This is a genomic window from Geminicoccus sp., assembly GCF_035556675.1.
In the GTDB taxonomy this organism is placed as follows: Bacteria; Pseudomonadota; Alphaproteobacteria; order Geminicoccales; family Geminicoccaceae; genus Geminicoccus.
The window spans coordinates 1-18,116 of sequence record NZ_DATMFZ010000311.1; the positions used below are offsets into that span (position 1 = coordinate 1).

Below are 18,116 nucleotides of genomic sequence, written 5' to 3' on the forward strand. Positions count from 1 at the left end.
GCCACGCCCACCACCTGGCGCTTCACCCCGGCCGGGTTGGCCAGCGGGCCCAGGAAGTTGAAGATGTTGCGCACGCCCAGCTCGGCGCGGACCGGACCGACATGGCGCATGGCCGGATGGTGGTTGGGCGCCATCATGAAACCGACCCCGGCCTCGCGGATCGCCTGCTCGACCAGCGCCGGACCGCAGTCCAGCTTCACACCCAGTTCGGACAGCACGTCGGACGAGCCGGACCGGGAGGTCGCCGCCCGGTTGCCGTGCTTGGCCACCGGCAGGCCGGCACCGGCCGCCACCAGCGCCACGCCGGTCGAGATGTTGTGCGTCCCGGAATGGTCGCCCCCGGTGCCGCAGGTGTCGACCGCATCGGCGGGTGCCTGGATCCGGATCATCCGGTCGCGCATGGCGGACGCGGCGGCCACGATCTCGTCGACCGTCTCGCCGCGTACCCTGAGCGCCATCAGGAAGGCGCCGATCTGGGCCGGGGTGGCGCTGCCGTCCATGATCACCGAGAAGGCCTCGCGCGCCTCGGCACCCGACAGGGGCCCCCGTTCCGCGAGCTTCATCAGGATCGACTTCATGCCGTTGCCTGCAGGGGTCGTGCTCATGCCTGGCCTCCCACCCCGGCAAGCTCCAGGAAGTTCCGCAGGAGGTGCTTGCCTTCGGTCGTCTCGATGCTTTCGGGGTGGAACTGGACGCCGTGGATCAGGAACTCCCGGTGGCGCAGGCCCATGATCACGCCGTCTCCTGAGCTGGCATTGGCCACCAGGCAGTCCGGCACGGTCTCAGGCAGGGCGCACAGCGAGTGGTAGCGGGTCGCGGTGAACGGGTCGGGCAGGCCCTTGAACACGCCGGTGCCGTCATGGGCGATCCGGTCGGTCTTGCCGTGCATCAGCCGGGGCGCCCGGGCGACGGTGGCGCCGAAGGCCTGCGCGATCGCCTGATGCCCCAGGCACACGCCCAGGATCGGGATGCGCCCCTTGGCGCGGTCGATGAGCTCCAGGCAGATGCCGGCCTCGTTCGGTGTGCAGGGGCCGGGCGAAAGCACGATCGCCTCCGGCCCCATGTCCAGCACCTGATCGACGCTGAGCGCATCGTTGCGCCAGACCTCGGTGGTGGCACCCAGCTCGCCCAGATAATGATAGAGATTGTACGTGAAGCTGTCGTAATTGTCGACCAGCAGCAACATCTTGCCTGGATTCCGAGCAGGGGCCATCAGGGCCCGAGCCTTAGCCCCAGGCAGGGGCCACGTCGAGATCCTGGCGGGAAACGGTGGCCCAAGGCGCGGCTCACGGATGGATTGGGGAGCGGAGTGCGTCCAAACCGGACTTTCATCTTTTCCAGGCATGGCCATAATGGCCAGTCAAATGCCAGCCGGTGCGGCCGCGCCGTCGTGGTCAACAGTGACAGCGCAATTTGCCGGACCAGATGAAGCTGCCGAGCCTATCCAAGACCAGAAACTGGCTGAAGCGCAGCCTGCCCGCCATCGCATGGGGCGCCACGATCGCCGCCACCGCGGTGGGCTTCGTCGTGCTGACCGCGTGGGACGACGCCCGCTGGAAGTCGGACTGGCAGCGCGCCGTCCACTCCGAGCGCCCGCCAGTCCTGGTGCAGCAGACCATCCCGATGCAGCAGGCCGCACTGATGCGCGAGGCCGGCCCGATGCCGGACGCGGTCCCGACCCGGCCTGCCGGCAGCCTAGTGGAACAGGCGCCGACCCTGCGCGAAGTTCCCGACCCGGCCGAATTCCTGGCAGCCAGGCCGGCGCCGGTCGCGGCACCCGGCACGGCCGTCATGGCCACCGCCACGCCGCCGGCGGCAGAACCGCCGGCAGCGCCGGTGCCGCCATTGCTGGCGACGGATGCGCCCAGGCTGGCCGCGGCACCGCCGGCTGCCCCGCCACCGGTTGCAGCCGCCGTTCCGGCAGCACCAGAGCCGGCCGAGCCAGTGGTGGTCGCGACCGCTCCGGCCGCCCCGCCGGCCGAAATCGCCGCCGAGGCCGTCCAGGCTGGGACTGCGCCGGCTGAAGCCGCCCCGGTCGAGATCGTCCGGCCCGAGCCTGCGCCGGCCGACGCCGTACCGGCGCAGGCCGGCCCGTTGCTGGCGGCCCTTGCACCGGCGGCGGGGCCCGAGCCGCTCATTCCGGCGCCCCCGGTCCCGTCGCCGCTGGTCCGTGAGCCGGTCGAGCCCGAGATCCAGCCGGACGCCGCCACGGAGCAGGCTGCCCAGCCCGCACCGGCGTTCGAGGAGCCGGACGCGCAGCCGGTGGCGCCCGTGGCCGATCCGGAACCGTTGCCGGCGACCGAGTCCAAGCGCCGCCAGCTGATGCCGGAGCGGCTGCGCGGACCCACGATCGCGATCGTGATCGACGATCTCGGCTACAACCGCAAGGTCGTGCGCCGCCTGATCGAATCCGGCCAGGCACTGACCTTGTCCTTCCTGCCGAGCGGGCCGGAAGTGGTGCCCTCGGTGCGCGATGCCGCCCATGCCGGGCTGGACGTGCTGCTGCACATGCCGATGGAAGCCACCGGCAGCGCCAATCCGGGGCCGGGCGCCATCCGGGTCAGCATGAGCGATGCCGAGATCCGCGCCGCGGTGGACAAGGCGGTCGCCGCCGTGCCGGGCGCCGTCGGCATGAACAACCACATGGGCAGCCGCGCCACGGCGGCGCCCAAGACCATGCAGCCGGTGATGGCGGCGCTGGCCGATCATGACATGTTCTTCCTGGACAGCCGCACCGTGGGGCACAGCAAGGCCCAGGCAGTGGCGCTCGGCACAGGCGTGCCGGCGATCGGCCGCGACGTGTTCCTGGACAACGAGCCGACTATCGCCGCGGTCACCCGCCAGCTCCAGCTGCTGGAGCGCCGGGCGCGGGCCCACGGCTATGCGGTGGCGATCGGCCACCCGCACCGCGAGACGGTGGACGCGCTGATGACCTGGCTGCCGGAGGCCGAGGCGCGCGGGGTCCGGCTGGTGCCGCTGAGCAAGCTCGTGCCGGTCGATACCTGCCGCAATGACGCGGCCACCGCGTTCGACTGCGCGGCACCTGACAGCGACGAGCGGCTGGCGGCCAAGGCGCTGGCGAACTGAGGCGGCGGGCCGGACGCAAACCGCGTCCGGCCGCCCGGAAGTTCCGTACTCAGTTGGTCCGGTCGTTGGCCAGCGCCACGGCGTCCTGGGCGGCGCGGATCAGCGCCTGCGCCTTGTTGCGGCTTTCCTGGTACTCGGCCTCGGGGTCGCTGTCGGCGACCACGCCGCCGCCGGCCTGCACGTACATGCGCCCGTCCTTGAGCAGCGAGGTGCGTAGCGCAATGCAGCTGTCCATGTTGCCGTCGGCACCGAAATAGCCGACCGTGCCGCCATAGAAGCCGCGCCGCTCCGGCTCCAGTTCCTCGATGATCTCCATGGCGCGCACCTTGGGCGCGCCGGAGACGGTGCCGGCGGGAAAGCCGCCGATCAGCGCGTCGAGCGCGTCCCGGTCCGGCCGGATCTTGCCCTCGACATTGCTCACGATGTGCATGACGTGGGAGTAGTACTCCACGACCATCTTCTCGGTGACCCGCACCGTGCCGATCTGCGCCACCCGGCCCACGTCGTTGCGGCCGAGATCCAGCAGCATCAGGTGCTCGGCAAGTTCCTTGGGGTCGCTGAGCAGGTCGGCGGAGAGGGCCGCGTCCTCCGCGCGGTCGACGCCACGCCGCCGCGTGCCGGCGATCGGCCGGATCGTGACGGTGCCGTCCCGCAACCGCACCAGGATCTCCGGCGAGGAGCCGACCAGCTGGTAGCCGTCCAGGTCCAGGTAGAACAGGAAGGGCGAGGGATTGAGGCGGCGCAGCGAGCGGTAGAGGTCGAAGGGCGGCAGGCTGAACTCGGCCGTGAAGCGCTGCGAGGGCACCACCTGGAAGATGTCGCCGGCCGCGACATATTCCTTCGCCGCCGCCACCATCGCATGGTAGTCGGCCCGGCTCATGTTGGGCACCGGCACGATCTCGGCCGCGGGCGCGGCGCGCCGCTCATGGGCCACCGGCCGCTCCAGGTCGGCCAGCGCCTCGCCCAGCCGGTCGCACGCGGCCTCATAGGCGGCGGCCGCGGAGACACCGGGCTTCGGCCAGACCGGGGTGATCAGGGTCATGCGGTCGAACACGTTGTCGAACACGCAGATCAGGGTCGGGCGCAGGAACACGGCGTCGGGCAGGCCCAGCCGGTCCTGGTTCTTCTCCGGCAGCCGCTCCATCAGCCGAACCATGTCGTAGCTCATCTGGCCGAACAGGCCGGCCGACATGGGCGGCAGGCCCTGGGGCAGGTCGATGCGGCACTCGCCGATCAGGCGGCGCAGGGAGGCGAGCGACGGCTCGTCCAGCGGCTGGAAGTCCCGGGGCGCATGCGCGAAGTTCCGGTTGATCTCGGGCTGGTCGCCATAGCAGCGCCAGATCAGGTCGGGCTTGACCGCGATCACCGAGTAGCGGCCGCGCACCGCGCCGCCTTCCACGCTTTCCAGCAGGATGCCGTAGGGCCGGCCCTCGCCGAGCTTCATCCAGGCCGAGACGGTGGTCTCCAGGTCGGCGGGGATCACCGTCCAGACCACGGCGGGGGCACCCTGGTCGTAGGTCGTCGCGAACTCGGCGGAATCGGGCAGGGTCTTCAAGGCGGGATACTCGATCGGGGCGGGAACGGCTCAGGCGGTGGAACGGGATCCGTCGGGCGTCACCATCGCCAAAAGCGGGCCGCTGCGGTGGCAGCGGACCCTGCCACGGTAGGCAGGCGGTTCACTGCGGCTGCCCGTCGGCGCGCAGGAAGGTGGCGAGCGCCCGCTCGTGGACCACGGGCGGGAAGCGCTGGCGCAGCGCCTGGTCGTACTGGTCGGCCAGATCGGTCGCCATCTCGCTGGTGATCTCACCCTCCAGCGCATCACCCGGCTCGCCCTCGGCCGGGATGACCCGGTCGACGACCACGAAGCCATAGCCGTTCGGCAGCTCCAGCGGCGCCTCGGGCGGCTGGCCGACCGCGCTGGCGAACAGCCGCTCGACCGACTGCGGGCCGAGCTCGCCGGTCTCGCCCATGTCCGAGCGCTTGACCGGCCCGATCGCCACGACCGCGGCGGCCGGCTGGCCGGCGGCGGCCTCCTCCAGGCTCTTGCCGGCGAGGACTTCCTCGTGCAGCGCCTTGGCCAGCTCTTCGGCCCGCTTCTTCCGCGCATCCGCCAGCCAGGCCTCCTGCACCTCGTCCCGCACCTCGTCCAGGCGACGGTCGCGCTCCGGCTCGATCGCGTCGACCTGGACCAGATAGGCTCCGCCCTCCGCCAGGGTCTCCATGGGTGAGATCACGCCCTCGCTGGTGGCGAACGCGGTCTGAAGGATCTCCTCCGGCAGCTCCGGCTCGATCGGCTCGCCCGACGGATCATTGCCCACCTGGTCGGTCTTCTCGATCCGGCGCGGCGTGAAGCCGCCGGCCTGCGCCGCCTCCTCCAGGCTGGCACCGCCGGCGATCCGGTCCTGCACGACATTCTCCAGGCTCGGCAGGTCCTCGGCGGCCTGGGCCAGGGCCAGCTCGTCGTGCAGCCGGTCGCGGACCTCTTCGAAGGGCTGCCGGCGCTCCGGCTCCTCCGTGGCGACCACGAACATCACGGTGTTGCCGAAGCCGGTCTGGGTGATCTCGCTGACGCCGCCCACCGGGGCGGCGAAGATCACGTCCTCCACGATCCGGTCGGGAAAGCTGCCCCGGGCGACGCTGCCCAGGTCCTGGACCTGCACGCCACGCTCGGCCAGCTCGTTGGCCACGGCCTCGGCCGGCTCGCCGGCCTGGATCCGGGTGCGCACCTCGCCGAGCGTGGCCTCGTCCGGCCCGTCGATCTGCAGCACGGTGCGGCTGGCAGGCTCGGTGAACTCCTGGGCGCGCTCGTCATAGGCGGCGCGCAGCCGGTCCTCCGGGATCTCGATCTCCGGGGCCAGGTCCTCCGGGCGCATGGTCACCACGGTGAGCGTGCGGTACTCGGGTGCCCGATACTCGGCCTGGTGCTCCTTCAGGAACTCCGCCAGCGCCGCCTCGTCGGGCTCCGCCACCCCCTCGACCGCGTCGGCCCGTACCTCCAGCACCCGGCCCTCGCGCTGCTCGTCGCGATAGCGGTGCAGGAGATCCAGCCCGGTGGTGGTCGGTGCGGCCGCGGCCGTCACGCTGTCGACCAGGAGCCGGCGCAGCTCGCCCAGGCGGACCAGCTGGAGGTAGCCCTGCTCGGTCATGGCGTTGGCGCGCAGCAGCTCGTCGAAGCGCTGCTTGCTGAAGCGGCCGCCCACCTGGAAGACCGGGTTGGCCGCGGTGATCCGCGCCAGGGTCGCGTCATCGACCTCCAGGCCCAGGGACCGCGCATGGGCCTGGATCGTCCGGTCGGTGATCAGCTCCGCCAGCACGCGCTGGCCCAGCCCCAACGCCATCGCCTGGTCGCGCTCGATATAGCGGCCCGAACGCTGGCGCAGCTCGCGCAGCTCCTGCTCGAGCCGGCTTTCCGCCTCTGGCAGGGTCACCTCGAACTGGTCGACCGTCACCAGCGTGTTGCCGCCGGTGCCGCCGCGGAACACGTCGCCGATGCCCCAGATCGCGAAGCTCAGGACCAGCAGACCGACAAAGACGGCGAGGATCGCCTTGGTGAGGGACTTCTTGAGCTTCTCGAACATGTGACCGGCGATCTTCCTGGCAGTCGGCCGCTTGGCAGGGGCGAGGCAACGCTGGCGGAGCAGTGATGCCAAGACGGAACGGCGCGGAACATAAACATGCGGGGTAGTCCGGGCAACGCGGCCTTGCATTGGCCCGCCCGGAGCCGGTCAGGAAGGCGCCGGCCGGACCCCGGCCGGGGCGGCCCGGCGGTCGCCACGGCCGATGGTGAGGGCGAGCAAGGCTGCCAGGATGCAGAGCGCGCCGGCGGCATAGAGGGCCGGCAGGTAGCTGGCGAAGCCGTCGCGGGCGGCACCACCGCCATAGGCTGCGGTCGCCGCACCCAGCTGGTGGCCCATGAAGATCCAGCCGAACACCAGGTTGGCGCGTTCCTTGCCGAACCGGTCGGCGGCCAGGCGCACCGTCGGCGGCACCGTCGCCACCCAGTCCAGGCCGTAGAACACCGCGAACAGGGTCAGCCCGTACATGGAGAAGCCGGTGAGCGGCAGGACCAGGAGGGAGAGGCCGCGCAGGCCATAATACCAGAACAGCAGCCAGCGATTGTCGTAGCGGTCGGACAGCCAGCCGGACGCGATCGTGCCGGCCAGGTCGAACAGGCCGATCACCGCGAGGATGCCGGCGGCACCCACCGGCGCCACGCCGAAGTCGCCGCACAACGTGATCCAGTGGGTCTGGATCAGGCCATTGGTGCTGAACCCGCAGATGAAGAACGTGCCGAACAGGACCCAGAAGGTCTGGCTCTGCGATGCCTCGCGCAGGGCGGCCAGGGGCGAGACCAGGAGGTCGCGCAGCCGGTGGTCCGCCATCGGGGGCGGGGCCGGCTGCAGCTCACCATAGGCGGGCAGACCGAGATCGGCCGGCCGGTCGCGCATCAGGAGCAGGACCAGCAGCATCGCCAGCACGATCATGCCGACTGCCAGGCACAATGCCAGGCGCCAGCCGACTGAATCGGTGAGTGCTGCCAGGAGCGGCAGGAAGACGAGCTGACCGGTGGCGCTGCTAGCGGTCATCATGCCGATCACCAGGCCGCGCCGCCTGGTGAACCAGCGGGTCGCGACCGTGGCGCCCAGGACCAGCGCGGTCATGCCGGTGCCGATCCCGATGATCACCCCCCAGAGCAGCACGAGCTGCCAGACCTCGGTCATCAGCAACGAGCCGAGCAGGCCCGCCAGGATGAGCAGCAGGGCGACGGTCACCACCTGGCGGATGCCGTAATGGTTCATGAAGGCGGCCGCGAACGGCCCCATCAGGCCGAACAGGACGAGGCGGATCGCGAGGGCCGAAGATATGTCGGTGGTCTGCCAGCCGAACTCCTGCTGGAGCGGCACGATCATGACGCCCGGTGCGCCCATCGCGCCGGCGGTGGCCAGCATGGCGAGAAAGGTCGTGGCCGCGACCACCCAGCCATAATGGATGTCGCGGGCGGCGAGGTAGCGGGCGAGGGCGGCCGAGAGCATCTCAGGAAGCCTCGGGCAGGAAGTGGCGGGCCGGGGTCGACATGCTGTGTCACTCCTGATGCGGGTAAATACCCGTAATATGCGGCAAAGCGGCCACTGCCGCAGGCCGGTCAGAGGCGAGCGAGCAGGTCGCGGAGCTGCCCGGCGGCTTCCTCGCCCAACTGCGCCTGGATCATGTCCTGCACTCCCTGCCAGACGGGAATGGCCTGACTCAGGACCTCGCGCCCGGCTGGTTCGAGACCGACCGAGGCCTCGCGCTGGTCACTGCCTGGCGTCATGCGGACCAGGCCCATGCGCTGCAGCAGTCGCACGTTGCGTCCCACGGTCGAGCGGTCCAGCTCCATGCGCCGGCCGAGCTCGGTCAGTGACACGGGCTGGGCACGCTCGACGTTCCGCAGCAGGCTGAACTGGGCGACGTTGATGCCGGCCGGCTGCAGTGCCGCGTCATAGAGCGCAGTGAGCCGGCGCGATGCCGCCCGCAGGGCGATGCAATAGCAGGATCTGGAACTGGAACCAGTCATAATGTGGGTAGATACCCGTATTTAGTGGCATCCGTCAATCGGTGGCCACCGGCTTGGCAGTGCCCATGGCCGGCACCACCTGCAGGCGGCACGTCCGGGGGTGGCGGGCGTGACGGCCCTGTGCTATCGGCGCCGCCGTCACCGACAAGTCGTGATGTCCGCCTGGTTGCACCCGGCTGCTTGCCGCTGTGGCGCTTTGCTCAGGCCCGATGGAGTTCGTCATGCCCTCGCGGCGCCCGCTGGTGTTCGGCAACTGGAAGATGAATGGCCTGGGCGAGGACGCGCGGGCGCTGGCTGCGGCCCTGGCGGAAGCCGGGCGGCCGGAGGCCGGCACGCTCGCCGTGTTCCCGCCCTTCACCCAGTTGGCGCAGGTGGCGGCACAGCTCGACGGCAGCGGCATCATCGTCGGTGCGCAGGACTGCCACGAGGCGGCCAAGGGGGCGTTCACCGGTTCGGTGAGTGCCGCCATGATCGCCGATACCGGTGCCACGGCGGTGCTGCTCGGCCATTCGGAGCGCCGCCACGGTCTGGGCGAGACCGACGCGCTGGTGCGCGCCAAGGCGGAGGCCGCGCTGGCCGCGGGGCTGGGGACGCTGGTCATCTGCATCGGCGAGACCGAGGCGGAATATCTCGATGGCCAGACCCTGGCCGTGCTGGACCGCCAGCTCCAGGGGTCGATCCCTGACGGCATCGATGCGGCGCGGCTGGTGATCGCCTACGAGCCGGTCTGGGCGATCGGCACCGGCCGCACGCCCACGACCGAGGAGATCGCGCGGGTCCATGCCCATCTGCGCGGCAGGCTGGTCGGGCAGCTGGGCGAGGCCGGCCTTGACGTGCCGATCCAGTATGGCGGGTCGGTCAAGGGATCGAACGCGGCCGCGATCCTCGCCGTGCCGGACGTGGATGGCGCGCTGGTCGGCGGTGCCAGCCTGGATCCGGCCGAGTTCCTCAAGATCTTCACCGCGGGCGGCGGGCGCTTGGCCCGGCCCGGGAGCTGACAGCATGCAGACCGTCGTTCTGGTCATCCATCTCCTGATCGCGATCGCCCTGGTCGGGCTGGTGCTCATCCAGCGCAGCGAGGGGGGCGGCCTCGGCCTGGGTGGCGGCGGTGGCGGCGGCGGCTTCATGACCGCGCGCGGCACCGCCAACCTGCTCACCCGCACGACCGCGATCCTGGCCGGATGCTTCGTCCTGACCAGTCTGGCGCTGGCGATCCTGTCCGGAACGGGCACTTCGACACGCTCGATCTTCGACAGCCTGCCCCAGGAGGAGACGGCACCGGTCGAAGAGCCGCAGCCGGCCGCGCCTACCGGCCCGGCCGCTCCGCTCGCCCAGTGAGGTGTCGCGGGCGTCGCTGGCGGCGCCCGCCGGCGCCCGATCCGAAAACCTGCCGCTGGTGGCTTGCCAGCGGCCGATCGCACGTGGAAACTAGAGGCCGATGACGCGCTACGTCTTCATCACCGGCGGCGTGGTCTCCTCGCTCGGCAAGGGCCTGGCAGCCGCCGCACTCGGAGCGCTCCTGCAGCTCAGGGGCTACCGCGTCCGTCTCCGCAAGTTCGACCCCTACCTCAACGTCGATCCGGGCACGATGAGCCCGTACCAGCACGGCGAGGTGTTCGTCACCGAGGACGGGGCCGAGACCGACCTGGACCTCGGCCATTACGAGCGCTTCACCGGCGTCTATGCGCGCGGCAGCGACAGCACGTCCTCCGGCCGGATCTATTCCCGCGTGCTGGAGCGCGAGCGGCGCGGCGACTATCTGGGCGGCACCGTGCAGGTGATCCCGCACGTCACCGACACGATCAAGGAAGCGATCCAGGGCGATACCGGTGACGCCGACATCGTGCTCTGCGAGATCGGCGGCACGATCGGTGACATCGAGGGCCTGCCCTTCCTGGAGGCGATCCGTCAGGTCGGCTGGGAGCTGGGCTCGGAGCGGACCTGCTTCGTCCACGTGACGCTCGTGCCGTTCCTGGCCTCGGCCAAGGAGCTGAAGACCAAGCCCACCCAGCATTCGGTGCGGGAATTGCGGGCCCTCGGCATCCAGCCGGACGTGCTGGTCTGCCGCTCCGAGCACCCGATCTCGCACGACGCGCGGCGCAAGATCGCGATGCAGTGCTCGGTCCGGCCGGAAGCGGTGATCGCCGCCCTGGACGCGCGCTCGATCTACGAGGTGCCGATCCTCTACCACCAGGAGGGCTTGGACGTTCAGGTCCTCAAGGCGCTGGGCCTGCCGCACGAGCACGAGCCGGACGTCGACACCTGGCGCGCGATCACCCATGCGCTCGAGCGTCCGGAAGGCGAGGTGACCATCGGCATCGTCGGCAAATATGCCGGCATGGCCGATGCCTACAAGTCGCTGGGCGAGGCGCTGATCCATGGCGGGATCGCCAACCGGGTGAAGGTGCATCTGCGCTGGATCGAGGCGGAACAGGTCGGCGGGCCGCATGGTCATCATGCGCTGGACGGCTGTTCCGCGGTGCTGGTGCCGGGCGGGTTCGGCGAGCGCGGCGTGGACGGCAAGATCGCGGCGATCAGCTATGCGCGCACCGAGAAGCTGCCGTTCCTGGGCATCTGCTTCGGCATGCAGCTGGCCTGCATCGAGGTGGCGCGCCACGTGGCCGGCATCAACGGCGCGTCGTCCACCGAGTTCGGCCCCTGCGCCGACCCGATCGTCGGCCTGCTCACCGAGTGGGAGCGGGACGGCCGACGGGAGCGGCGGGTGCAGGGCGGTGCCCTGGGCGGCACCATGCGGCTGGGCGGCTATCCCGCGCATCTGCGGGAAGGCAGCCTGGCACGGCGGATCTATGACGCCCCGGTGATCTCCGAGCGCCACCGCCACCGCTACGAGGTCAATGTCGAATATCGGGACCGGCTGGAGGCGGCCGGGCTGATCTTCACCGGCCTGTCCCCGGACGGGATCCTGCCCGAAATCGTCGAGATCCCGGACCATCCCTGGTTCGTCGGCGTGCAGTTCCACCCCGAGTTCAAGTCGCGCCCGTTCGCGCCGCATCCCTTGTTCGCCTCGTTCATCGAGGCGGCGGTGCGCCAGTCCCGGCTGGTCTGAGCCGGGTCGGCACGTGCAAGCAGCGAAAGGGTCGTGTCATGCAGCATGAGGTGACGGCCGGCAGGGTGACCTTTGGCCGGTCCAGGCCATTCGTCCTGATCGCCGGGCCCTGTGCCATCGAGAGCCGCGACCATGCCCTGTTCATGGCCGACGCATTGGTGCAGCTCACCACGCGGCTGGACGTGCCGTTCGTCTTCAAGTCGAGCTTCGACAAGGCGAACCGGACCAGCGGCGGGGCGGCCCGGGGTGTCGGCATGGCCAAGGGCCTGGACATCCTGGCCGAGGTGAAGGCGCGGCACGGCTGTCCGGTGCTCACCGACATCCACGAGCGCCAGCAGTGCCAGCCGGCGGCCGAGGTGGTCGACATCCTGCAGATCCCGGCCTTCCTCTCGCGCCAGACCGACCTTTTGGTCGCCGCGGCGGAAACGGGTGCCGTGGTCAACGTCAAGAAGGGCCAGTTTCTGGCACCCTGGGACATGAGGAACGTCGCGAAGAAGCTGGAGGAAGCCGGGGCGAAGGGCGTGCTGCTCACCGACCGCGGCACTTCGTTCGGCTACAACACGCTGGTCACCGACTTTCGCGGCCTCAGCTACCTGGAGGAGACCGGCTGGCCGGTCGTGTTCGACGCCACCCATTCGGTGCAGCAGCCCGGCGGGCAGGGCGGTGCCTCGGGTGGCGAGCGCCGGTTCGTGCCGCTGCTGGCGCGTGCGGCGGTGGCGCTGGGCGTGGCCTCGGTGTTCATGGAGAGTCATGATCGCCCGGATCAGGCCATCTCGGATGGACCGAACCAGGTGCCGCTCGACCGGATGGAGGAGGTCCTGACCGACCTCGTCACCTTCGACCGCCTGGCCAAGGCCCATCCGCTTCCAAAGCTCGCCTGACATAATCAGAGGAACCGCCGGTCATGTTCGATACCGACATCGTGGGCCTGCATGCCCGCCAGATCCTGGACAGTCGCGGCAACCCCACCGTGGAAGTGGAAGTGACCCTGGCCGAAGGGGCGCTCGGACGTGCCGCCGTGCCGTCGGGTGCTTCCACCGGCTCGCGCGAGGCGATCGAGCTGCGCGACGGCGACAAGAGCCGCTGGCTGGGCAAGGGCGTCGGCAAGGCGGTCGATGCGGTCAATGGCGAGATCGCCGATGCGATCCTCGGCATGGACGCCACGGACCAGGAGGCGATCGACCGGGCGCTGATCGAGCTGGACGGGACGGAATCGAAGAGCCGGCTGGGTGCCAATGCTCTGCTGGGCGTGAGCCTCGCCACCGCCAAGGCCGCGGCGGCACAGCTCGGCCTGCCGCTCTACCGCTATGTCGGCGGGACCTCGGCCAGGGTGCTGCCGGTGCCGATGATGAACGTCATCAATGGCGGCGCCCATGCCGACAACCCGATCGACATCCAGGAATTCATGATCATGCCGGTGGGCGCGCCCTCCTTCTCGGAGGCGTTGCGCATGGGCACCGAAGTGTTCCACGCCCTGAAGAAGGCGCTCAAGGACGCCGGGCACAACACCAATGTCGGCGACGAGGGCGGCTTCGCGCCGAACCTGGAGAGTGCCGAGGCGGCGCTGGCCTTCCTGGACAAGGCGGTGGCCGCGGCCGGCTACAAGACCGGCGACGACATCGTGTTCGCCCTGGACTGTGCCGCCTCCGAGTTCTTCAAGGACGGCGCCTACGACATGGCCGGCGAGGGCAAGAAGGTCGACAGCGCCGGGATGGTCGACTTCCTGGCCGGGCTTTGTGACAGGTTCCCGATCCATTCGATCGAGGACGGCATGGGCGAGGGCGACTGGGCGGGCTGGAAGCTCCTGACCGAGCGCCTGGGCGACCGGGTGCAGCTGGTGGGCGACGACCTGTTCGTGACCAACCCGAAGATCCTGAAGGAAGGCATCGACCAGGGCATCGCCAATGCGATCCTGATCAAGGTGAACCAGATCGGCACGCTGTCCGAGACGCTGGACGCGGTGGAGACCGCCAAGATCGCCGCCTATCGCTCGGTGATGTCGCACCGCTCGGGCGAGACCGAGGATGCCACGATCGCGGATCTCGCGGTGGCGACCAATTGCGGTCAGATCAAGACCGGATCCCTGTCTCGTTCCGACCGGCTGGCGAAGTACAATCAGTTACTGAGAATTGAGGAGCAGCTGGGCGAGCAGGCCGTATATCCAGGTAGGCGGGCGCTCGCGCGCGGCTGAACCTGCCCGTTCCACAGGTTTCTTAGTGCAAGGCCCGGCGGCGCATGGCGCTTCCGGGCCTTTTTCGTGTCCTGCATCGGATGCTTCCGCGCAAGCCTGGGATTTTCGCCATGCGGTTGGAATATATTGCAGGAAATCTTGAAAGTTGTTGTTGTGGCGGGTCGGCGCGGCGTCCCGTAAATCCGCGTTGTTGTGGAATGTCTTCAGAGATGGTGTCAGAAGATTTTGAGATGCTTTTCCTGAACGCCGTGTAATGAATGGAACAGGAGTAGCGTCTACTGCAACTCCGGGATTAATACCGTGTCACATAGGTCCGAGGTCACCTGGAATTGGTTTACCGCTCGGGAACCGCGTGTCAGATCATCTAACACATCAGGTGCTCATCCATTCCCGCCCGGCAACAGGCTAAAGCCAACCGTGGTGGGTGCCGGCACGAAGCGGCGGCCGGAGCAGCACCGAGCGTAACACCTGCATTTGTCCTGGGGGGGACATCATGCGAAGCCGTATCGCTGCCTTTCTGGCGGCCGCTGGAATCGCGCTCGGCTCACTGGTAGCCATTGCGCCCGCGCCCGCCGAGGCCAAGGACAAGCCGGTTTTCGACGGCTTCCGCTACAACAAGAAGCCGAGCCTGTCGGGCTGTGGTCTGAGCACGATCAAGATCTTCTATGAAGGTGAGCTGTTCGGCGGCAAGTCGAAGAAGCAGCCCAACATCTCCCAGCTCAAGAACGTCATCGTCCCGCAGATCCTGAAGAAGAAGTGGGACTATGTCGTCATCGACATCGAGGTCTGGGACGAGATCAAGGAGATGGACAAGCTCATCCTGGCGATGAAGACCATCCGGGATGGCGTGCGCAAGAAGGGCGGCAAGTCCAAGTTCGGCTACTACCTGATGATCCCGAAGCGGGACTGGTACGCTCCGGTGCAGAACCGCTCCAGCAAGCTCAAGGCCTGGAAGTCGAGCAACGACAAGCTCGCCCGCCTGGCCAAGGAAGTCGACGTGATCTTCCCGTCGCTCTACACCATGTTCGACAGCCAGAGCGACTGGCTCAAGTACGCCAAGGGCAACATCGCCGAGGCACGCCAGTACGGCAAGCCGGTGATCCCGTTCATCTGGCCGCAGATCCATGACTGGAACAAGACCGATGGCCAGAAGTACATGTCCGCCAGCTTCTGGAAGACCCAGCTCAAGACCGTGCACGACTTGGCCGATGGCGTGGTGATCTGGGGCTCGATAACCCCCCAGAAGGGCAAGCGCGGCTGGGACACCTGGAAGAGCAGCGCGCCCTGGTGGCAGGTCACCAAGGAGTTCGCCAAGTCCAGCGGCACCGCCAAGTTCAGCGGCTGCAAGGCGTAAGACCCAGTTAGCCGAGAACGCGACAGGTCCCTGCTCCCGGCAGGGGTCTTCGTCGTTTCCGCCCCAGCTGTTTGGTCTCGGGATGTCATGGTGCATTTTCTCGTGAACGGGAGGACGCGCCATGGCACCAGATCTTCATGGTTCAGCCAGAATGCCGCCGCGAGTTCGAGCCGGACTCCAAGCGTCGCCAGAGCCGACCCGCAGCCTCGCCGCGCGCTACGGGCTGAACCCCAAGGCCGTCGCCAGGTGGCGCCATCGGACCACCGTTGCCTGGTGCGCTACGGCATCGCCCGCTTGCCCCGAGGCGAGGCGAAGGCCTCCCGGCGCAAGCGCTTTGCCCAGGCCAGGATCGGCAGAGCCTGCCCTCGGGCCGGCAAGCGGGGACCCGGGGGGCCATATCGACGTCTGCGAGTTGCGCCTGGCCCAGGGCAAGCTCTTCATGTTCCTGGCCGTGCCCTACCGCATCCACACGGTGCCGACCGACCACCGCTTTACGAGTTCATTGCCAGGCCTGGGCCAATGAACCCGAACGGTTCAGGCGCAGGCCCGTCACATCACATCCCGGGACCGCACATCTAGCGCCCCCGCCAGATCGGCAGGCGCTTCTCCGCAAAGGCGGTCGGGCCCTCGATCGCATCCTCCGAGCCGAGCATCGCCCGGTAGGCCGAGAGGTCCCCGTCCTCCAGCAGCGCATAGGCATCGGCCAGCTTCAGCCCTTCAGTGGCACGGGCGACCTCCAGTACCGCCGCCACCGCCAGCGGTGCGCCTTCGATGATGCCGCGCGCGATGCCCATCGCCTCCGCCAGCAGATCGGCCGGCTCCACCACCCGGTTCACCAGCCCCCAGGACACCGCCTCGGCAGCGGTCAGCTGCCGCCCGGTCAGCAGCAGTTCGATCGCGCGGGCCCGCGGCAGGCGCCGTGGCAGGCGCAGGGTCGCGGCATCCGGGATGACGCCCACCCGGGTTTCCGGCAGCCAGAACCGGGCATGCCCTGCCGCCACCACCAGATCGCAGCACAGCGCCAGCTCGAAGCCGCCGCCCACCGCCATGCCGTTGACCGCGCCGATGACCGGCTTGTTCAGGCCGGGCAGCCGGGCGATCCCGCCAAAGCCGCCTACCCCGTAGTCGCTGTCCGGGGCCTCGCCGGCCACAGCCGCGGCCAGGTCCCAGCCCGCCGAGAAGAACCGCTCCCCTGCCCCGGTCAGGATCGCCACGCGCAGGACCGGATCGTCGCGGAACCGGGCAAATGTCTCGCCCAGCAGCCGGCTGGTCGCAGCGTCGATCGCATTCGCCTTCGGCCGGTCGATCACGACCGTCAGGACCGGTCCCTCGACCGTGACGACCAACGGTCCGCTCATGGCTCCACCATCCTCAACCCACCATCCTCACCAGGGCATCCGCCACCACCACGCCCTGCCCTTCCGGCCGGACCAGGATCGGGTTCACGTCCAGCTCCACCAGCCGGTGGGCCTCGGCCTGGGCGAACGCCGCCAGAGCCAGGATCGCTTCCACCAGTGCCGGCCGGTCGCCTGGCGCAGCACCCCGATAGCCTGCGAGCAGCCGGCCGATGCGCAGCCCGTCCAGCGCCGCCTCCACCATCGCCCGGTCGACCGGCAGCAGGAGGATGCGGCTGTCGTCCAGCAGCTCGGCCAGCACGCCGCCCGCACCCAGCACCAGAACCGGGCCGAAGCCCGGCTCGCGGACGATGCCCACGATCACCTCGGCGACCACATCGGTGATCATCCGCTCCACCAGGAAGTCCGGCCCGAGCGCCGCCATCGACCGGGCCGCATCCTGGACCTGGACCGCATCGAGGAGGCCCAGCGCCACCCCACCCAGCTCGGACTTGTGCGTGACGGTGGGGCTGGCGGTCTTGAGGACCACCGGGTAGCCCAGCTCGTCCGCAGCCGCGGCGCAGTCCACGAGCGTCACCAGGCGCGCCGGCGGCATCGGCAGGCCATGGCGCGCCAGCAGCGCCTTCGCCTGGACCTCGCCCAGCAGCACCGGCTGGCCCGGCGCCAAGCCGGGCATGGCACAAAGCGACGGCCCGGATGGCGGGGAGATGGACGCTGCCGCTACCGCTTCCAGCGCCTCGGCGATCCCCTGGAGCGGGGCAATTCCCTCCTGCAGCAGCCGGGCTCGGCGGTCTTCGGGCAGGCATTCCGGCAGGGTCGCGACCACCGCAGCGGCCTGACCGGTCATTTTCGCCGCCCGGGACCACGCATCGACGGTAATGTTCCAGGAGGAAGGATCACAGCCCTCCTGGGTGGGGTAATCGACGATCAACAACGCGGTGTCGAATTCATTCGCCAACAAGGCGGAAAACACCGTTTGGAGGCGGTCGTCCTGGCCCCAGATGAACGTCTGGTAATCCAGAGGATTATCGGGGCGCACCCGCCCGTCCAGGGCGTCGGCCACTGCCTGCGCATGGGCCGGCACCAGCGGCGGCAGCTCCAGGCCCAGCCGCTCAGCCTGATCTGCCACCAGCCCGGCCTCGCCGCCGCTGCAGGATGCCGAGCAGATCCGCCGCCCGGGCCGTTGGCCATGCACGTGGAGCAGCTTCAGCGTCTCGAGCAGGGCTGCGACGCTCGACACCTGGGCGATGCCCAGCCGCTCGAAACAGGCGTCATAGACGCGCGCCGAGCCGGCGAGCGTGCTGGTGTGGGTCACGGCCGCCCGGGCGCCTGCCGCCGAGCGGCCGGTCTTGAGCACCACGATCGGCTTGGCCGCCGCCTGGGCCGCGGCTGCGGCGGCAGCGAAGGCAAACGGATCGTCCAGGCCCTCCAGATGCAGCCCGATCGCGGTGATCCGTTCGTCCTGCGCGAGATGGGCCAGGAGCGGGGCAGCGCCGAGCTGCGCCTGG

Annotated in this window: 15 protein-coding genes; 7 read left to right on the forward strand and 8 right to left on the reverse strand. The window is 69.5% G+C overall.

Annotated features, from left to right (window positions below):
- Both trpD and VNS22_RS21805 read right to left on the reverse strand, forming a co-directional pair.
- The coding region (gene trpD, locus VNS22_RS21800; protein WP_325736225.1) for an anthranilate phosphoribosyltransferase at positions 1-605 on the reverse strand (605 nt) is incomplete at its 3' end.
- Complete coding sequence (locus tag VNS22_RS21805; protein WP_325736227.1) at positions 602-1,186, reverse strand: aminodeoxychorismate/anthranilate synthase component II; 585 nt, start codon at positions 1,184-1,186, stop codon at positions 602-604. The genes trpD and VNS22_RS21805, both read right to left, overlap by 4 nt.
- A gap of 239 nt (positions 1,187-1,425) precedes the next feature.
- On the opposite strand from VNS22_RS21805, the gene VNS22_RS21810 reads away from it, so the two are divergent.
- A complete protein-coding gene (locus tag VNS22_RS21810) occupies positions 1,426-3,087 on the forward strand; it encodes a divergent polysaccharide deacetylase family protein (protein ID WP_325736229.1) in 1,662 nt (553 codons plus the stop codon).
- Positions 3,088-3,136: 49 nt separating this feature from the next.
- On the opposite strand, the gene trpE is transcribed toward VNS22_RS21810, so the two are convergent.
- The 4 genes from trpE to VNS22_RS21830 form a co-directional block, all read right to left on the reverse strand.
- Positions 3,137-4,642, reverse strand: coding sequence for an anthranilate synthase component I (gene trpE, locus VNS22_RS21815; protein WP_325736230.1), 1,506 nt, complete (start codon positions 4,640-4,642; stop codon positions 3,137-3,139).
- Positions 4,643-4,763: 121 nt separating this feature from the next.
- On the reverse strand, positions 4,764-6,665 hold the full coding sequence (locus tag VNS22_RS21820) for a peptidylprolyl isomerase (RefSeq protein WP_325736231.1): 1,902 nt from the start codon (positions 6,663-6,665) through the stop codon (positions 4,764-4,766).
- A 147-nt stretch (positions 6,666-6,812) separates the two neighbouring features.
- Positions 6,813-8,120 (reverse strand): MFS transporter, encoded by a 1,308-nt coding sequence (locus VNS22_RS21825; protein WP_325736233.1) that lies wholly within the window; start codon positions 8,118-8,120, stop codon positions 6,813-6,815.
- A 110-nt stretch (positions 8,121-8,230) separates the two neighbouring features.
- Entirely contained in the window at positions 8,231-8,641 is a 411-nt protein-coding gene (locus VNS22_RS21830; protein ID WP_325736235.1) for a MarR family winged helix-turn-helix transcriptional regulator, read from the reverse strand.
- A 221-nt stretch (positions 8,642-8,862) separates the two neighbouring features.
- Here VNS22_RS21830 and tpiA point away from each other — a divergent pair, with 221 nt between their 5' ends.
- From tpiA to VNS22_RS21860, 6 genes are all read left to right on the forward strand, one after another.
- Positions 8,863-9,639: a triose-phosphate isomerase gene (gene tpiA, locus VNS22_RS21835; protein WP_325736237.1), complete on the forward strand. Its 777-nt coding sequence runs from the start codon at positions 8,863-8,865 to the stop codon at positions 9,637-9,639.
- A 4-nt stretch (positions 9,640-9,643) separates the two neighbouring features.
- A complete protein-coding gene (gene secG / locus VNS22_RS21840; protein WP_325736239.1) occupies positions 9,644-9,979 on the forward strand; it encodes a preprotein translocase subunit SecG in 336 nt (111 codons plus the stop codon).
- 100 nt (positions 9,980-10,079) lie between these two features.
- Complete coding sequence (locus VNS22_RS21845) at positions 10,080-11,708, forward strand: CTP synthase (protein ID WP_325736241.1); 1,629 nt, start codon at positions 10,080-10,082, stop codon at positions 11,706-11,708.
- Between the two features lie 38 nt (positions 11,709-11,746).
- Positions 11,747-12,589 carry a 3-deoxy-8-phosphooctulonate synthase gene (gene kdsA / locus VNS22_RS21850; RefSeq protein ID WP_325736243.1) on the forward strand — a complete coding sequence of 281 codons (843 nt, stop codon included), beginning with the start codon at positions 11,747-11,749 and terminating at the stop codon, positions 12,587-12,589.
- A gap of 23 nt (positions 12,590-12,612) precedes the next feature.
- Positions 12,613-13,899: a phosphopyruvate hydratase gene (gene eno / locus VNS22_RS21855; protein WP_325736244.1), complete on the forward strand. Its 1,287-nt coding sequence runs from the start codon at positions 12,613-12,615 to the stop codon at positions 13,897-13,899.
- A gap of 493 nt (positions 13,900-14,392) precedes the next feature.
- Positions 14,393-15,253, forward strand: a complete 861-nt coding sequence (locus VNS22_RS21860; protein ID WP_325736246.1) for a hypothetical protein — start codon at positions 14,393-14,395, stop codon at positions 15,251-15,253.
- 575 nt (positions 15,254-15,828) lie between these two features.
- On the opposite strand, the gene VNS22_RS21865 is transcribed toward VNS22_RS21860, so the two are convergent.
- Positions 15,829-16,611: an enoyl-CoA hydratase-related protein gene (locus VNS22_RS21865; RefSeq protein ID WP_325736248.1), complete on the reverse strand. Its 783-nt coding sequence runs from the start codon at positions 16,609-16,611 to the stop codon at positions 15,829-15,831.
- Positions 16,612-16,624: 13 nt separating this feature from the next.
- A partial coding sequence (locus VNS22_RS21870; protein ID WP_325736250.1) for an acetate--CoA ligase family protein occupies positions 16,625-18,116 on the reverse strand: 1,492 nt, incomplete at its 5' end.